5 protein-coding genes are annotated in these 3,682 nt (G+C 48.2%); 3 read left to right on the forward strand and 2 right to left on the reverse strand.

Annotated elements, in window-relative coordinates:
* A partial coding sequence (locus B2Z67_RS05275; RefSeq protein WP_291528772.1) for a hypothetical protein occupies positions 1–219 on the reverse strand: 219 nt, incomplete at its 3' end.
* A gap of 149 nt (positions 220–368) precedes the next feature.
* Between B2Z67_RS05275 and istA the strand changes: the two genes are divergently transcribed.
* Entirely contained in the window at positions 369–1,970 is a 1,602-nt protein-coding gene (gene istA / locus B2Z67_RS05280; RefSeq protein WP_291528773.1) for an IS21 family transposase, read from the forward strand.
* Positions 1,964–2,698: an IS21-like element helper ATPase IstB gene (gene istB / locus B2Z67_RS05285; RefSeq protein ID WP_291528774.1), complete on the forward strand. Its 735-nt coding sequence runs from the start codon at positions 1,964–1,966 to the stop codon at positions 2,696–2,698. The genes istA and istB overlap by 7 nt, the downstream gene beginning before the upstream one ends.
* Positions 2,699–2,775: 77 nt before the next feature.
* On the opposite strand, the gene B2Z67_RS05290 is transcribed toward istB, so the two are convergent.
* Positions 2,776–3,045, reverse strand: coding sequence for a hypothetical protein (locus B2Z67_RS05290; RefSeq protein ID WP_291528775.1), 270 nt, complete (start codon positions 3,043–3,045; stop codon positions 2,776–2,778).
* On the opposite strand from B2Z67_RS05290, the gene B2Z67_RS05295 reads away from it, so the two are divergent.
* Positions 3,025–3,348, forward strand: a complete 324-nt coding sequence (locus tag B2Z67_RS05295) for a hypothetical protein (protein WP_291528776.1) — start codon at positions 3,025–3,027, stop codon at positions 3,346–3,348. The two genes, B2Z67_RS05290 and B2Z67_RS05295, sit on opposite strands and share 21 nt — an antisense overlap.
* Positions 3,349–3,682 lie beyond the last annotated feature (334 nt).

Below are 3,682 nucleotides of genomic sequence, written 5' to 3' on the forward strand. Positions count from 1 at the left end.
GCTCTTATCAACGTCGATGATTGCAACCCCACTCTTGCCGTCGTTGATGTCGGGAAGGCTGCCGCTGTCGTTGATGTCGGAAAGACTACTGCCGCCGTTGATGTCGGAAAGACTGCCGCTGTCGTTGATGTCGGAAAGACTGCTGCCGCCGTTGATGTCGGGAAGACTGCCCTTGCCGGTTGTATATTCTGTTTCATACTGACCCCCAATTATTGTCATACTGACCCCCTGTAATGGTGAAACTGACCCCTCTGGTAGCTGGTTCTGGTGCGGGGTCAGTATCGCCATAATGTTCATACTGCCCCCTTTGGTAAGTAATCAAGTTTTTCAAATGAGTATGTTTGCCGGGAACTAAAATAATTCCGGCTATGGCAGCAAAACCCATAACAACTCAAATGATCAAACAATTATTACTAATGCTTCATCAGGGCAAAGGTATTAAACCCACTGCCTCCGCTTTAGGTATTTCCAAGAATACCGTAAAGCGTTACCTGTCGTTGATTGAATCCCATCATTTGGATATCAACGAGCTCCTCTCTCAGGATTCTTGCATCCTCGAGTCTTACTTTGACCAGCTCAACAACCGCGCTCCTGATCCGGCGTGTGCCGAGCTTCTGGCCTTGTTTCCCGACTACGAGAAACGGTTGAAGGAGCCGGGGAAAAACCTCCTTTTTATCTGGGAGCACTATTACAAGCCCACTCATCCACAAGGATATAGCTATCCTCAGTTCTGTTTCTACCATCGGCAATACACCCGTGGCCAATCCGCCAGTCTTCACATCGTGGAGACTCCTGGGGAACGCATGTACATAGACTATGCCGGTAAAAATATCCATTACGTGGATCGGAGCACCGGAGAGATTATCTCCTGCGAACTCTACGTTTGCCTTCTGGCTCACAGCCAGTTCACCTATGCAGAAGCCTCCCGGAGCCAGCGAAAAGAGTGTTTTATAGCCAGCACGGTCCATGCCCTATCTTATTTTGACGGCGTTCCCCAGGCGATGGTCCCCGACAACCTCAAAAGCGCCGTGACCAAAGCCAGCAAATACCAGGCGGATATCAACGATGCTTTCCTGGATATGGCTTCTTATTACGGCTGTGAGGTAGATCCTGCCCGCAGCCTCCATCCCCAGGATAAGGCAGCCGTAGAGAGAGCCGTAAATATTCTCTATACCCGTATTTATGCAGAACTCTCTGGGGAAACCTTCTTCTCCCTGGAGGAGTTAAACAAGGCTATACATGCCTGTGTAGAGGTGCATAACGATACCCAGTTCCAACGCAAGGATACCACCCGCCGGCGTCTTTATATAGAAGAGGAAAAGATGCACCTGCGGCCCTTGCCTGAGAAGCCTTATTGCCTGCGGGAGTACAAAACGCTCAAGGTTCAGAAGAACAACTACATCCTATTTTCTCCTGACAATCATTACTATAGCGTCCCTTGTCAGTTCATAGGATTGGATGTCAAAGTCTCCTATACCGATAAAGAAATCAGCGTATATTATGCAGGCCAGCGTGTAGCCATTCATCGGCGTACGCACGCCAAAGGGCAGTACACCACCGTTCCCGAACATCTCCCCAAAGAGCACCAGATGGTGGCCGGATGGAGCAACGAATACTTCTCCAAATGGGGACATAAACTACATCTTATCATCGGACAATACCTGGACCGCTTGCTGGCTAAACACACCTATCCACAAACAGCCTACAAGCAGTGTTTAGGCATCGTAAACTACGCCGAGAGAGCCAACGTAAGCATTGAACGCCTGATTACAGCCTGTCAAATGGGGATGGAGGCGGATATTTACAGCTATGGATACATCGACCGCGTGTTGAAAGGGAAAAGAGACCTGTTTTATCTGGAAGCTAAAAAAGCGGAAGCGGAAAAGCAGGAAGAACCGGTGGTGGATCATGAGAACATCCGGGGGCAATCCTATTACAAAGATTTATTTGACCAATCATTAAAATGTTGATTATGAATGAGATTACATTAGAAAGAATGAATGCCCTGCGCCTGACAGGGATGCGGGAAGCCTTTGAAAGAATGCTTCAAGCCAAGACGGCAGAAGCCCTGACGGCGGATCAGGCGGTCGCCATGCTCATCAATGCGGAATGGGATGCCAGAAACAGCCGCCGGGTAGAATATCGTTTGAAGAACGCACACTTCCGCTACAAAGCTTGCATGGCGGAGATCGACTATGTGCATAACAGAGGACTGGATCGCAATCAAATAGCCCGGTTGAGTGATTGTGCTTTTGTGAGAAACGCCGAGAGCGTGCTTGTAGTAGGACCAACCGGAGTAGGAAAGTCCTATATAGCCTCTTCGTTGGGCGAACAAGCCTGTCAAATGGGGTACAAAGTGCTCTATCAGAATGCCACAAGGCTCTTCACCCAGCTGAAAATGAAGAAAGTGGATGGCAGTTACATTGATGAAATAGAAAAATTAGGAAAAAATGATCTGCTCATTTTGGACGATCTCTTCCTCCAACCCTTAGACAGTAATGCTTCGCTGGCCCTAATGGAGATTATGGAGGACAGATATGCCCGTAAAGCATTGATCATTACTTCACAGTACCCACCAGACAAATGGTGGGACATGATCAAAGACAAAACCATTGCCGATGCGTTATTGGATAGGCTAATAAATACATCGCATAAAATTATGCTCCAAGGAGAGTCGATGAGAAGAAAAAAACAATAATTTTGCCGTAGCATAAAATGAAAACAGACTCAAAAAGAAGGAACTTGATTACTCAATGAAAAACTTGGGGGTCAGTATCACCAGAATGAGGGGTCAGCTTCGCCAGAATACACACCGGTGACGCTATTGCCGTCCGTGAAATTGTTCCCGGCGGTGACACCGTTCCCCTTGTCGTTCCCGACGCTATACCCACTACCGGCAAGTTCATTCCCTCCTGTCCCTGGCGTGAACTGGCCGACAACCTGTCCCCGGACAGCGAATGGACGGAGATTGCCTGCATGAAAAGCGGTTACGGGGTACTCCTGAGGCAATACTTCAGGGAAGCTGTGGAGATATTCAAGCAGCATATCGTGCTCTACGACAAGGGAGACGACCTGCTGAACATGAAGCAGGTACGTCAATACTTCGCCAACTTCGTATCAGCCGGAAAACCGACCTCGACAGCGCTTCGGGAGAAACTCCTGAAACTGGACGCCGCCCGGAAGACCTGCGAGATAAACCCATATCGCTTCGAGAAGCGTATCGACGGGAAACGAACCTACATGGGCAACCTCATACCCGACTGTGCACCGCCACGGCCGGATGATACCGCCCTCTGGAATAACCTGACGCAGCAATGGGTTTCAATCCCCCAGAGGAAAAGTTCCTGAGCATAAGCGCCGGAATTCATCCTGCGGGACGAGAAAATTCATCCCATGAGACGAGAAAATCCGTCCCACGAGACGAAATAATTCATCTCACGAGACGAAAAAATCCGTCCCATGAGATGAATTCGATAAGTGGTAAAATAACGGATTCAAACCAAGAGGAGGTTGTTGACGCTACCGCCCGTGCTGTACATGAACCTTTAGGTACTTTAACCTGCATTATTCATAACGTAAGTACTTCGTAATAATTATTTTTACGATAAATGAGAATTTAGCGAAGCAGTGATTAGTGGTTAGTGGTTAGTGATAAGTAGTTAGCAATAGTATCTCTATTCTC

The sequence above is a fragment of the Bacteroides sp. UBA939 genome (assembly GCF_002293435.1).
Taxonomy (GTDB): Bacteria; Bacteroidota; Bacteroidia; order Bacteroidales; family Bacteroidaceae; genus Bacteroides.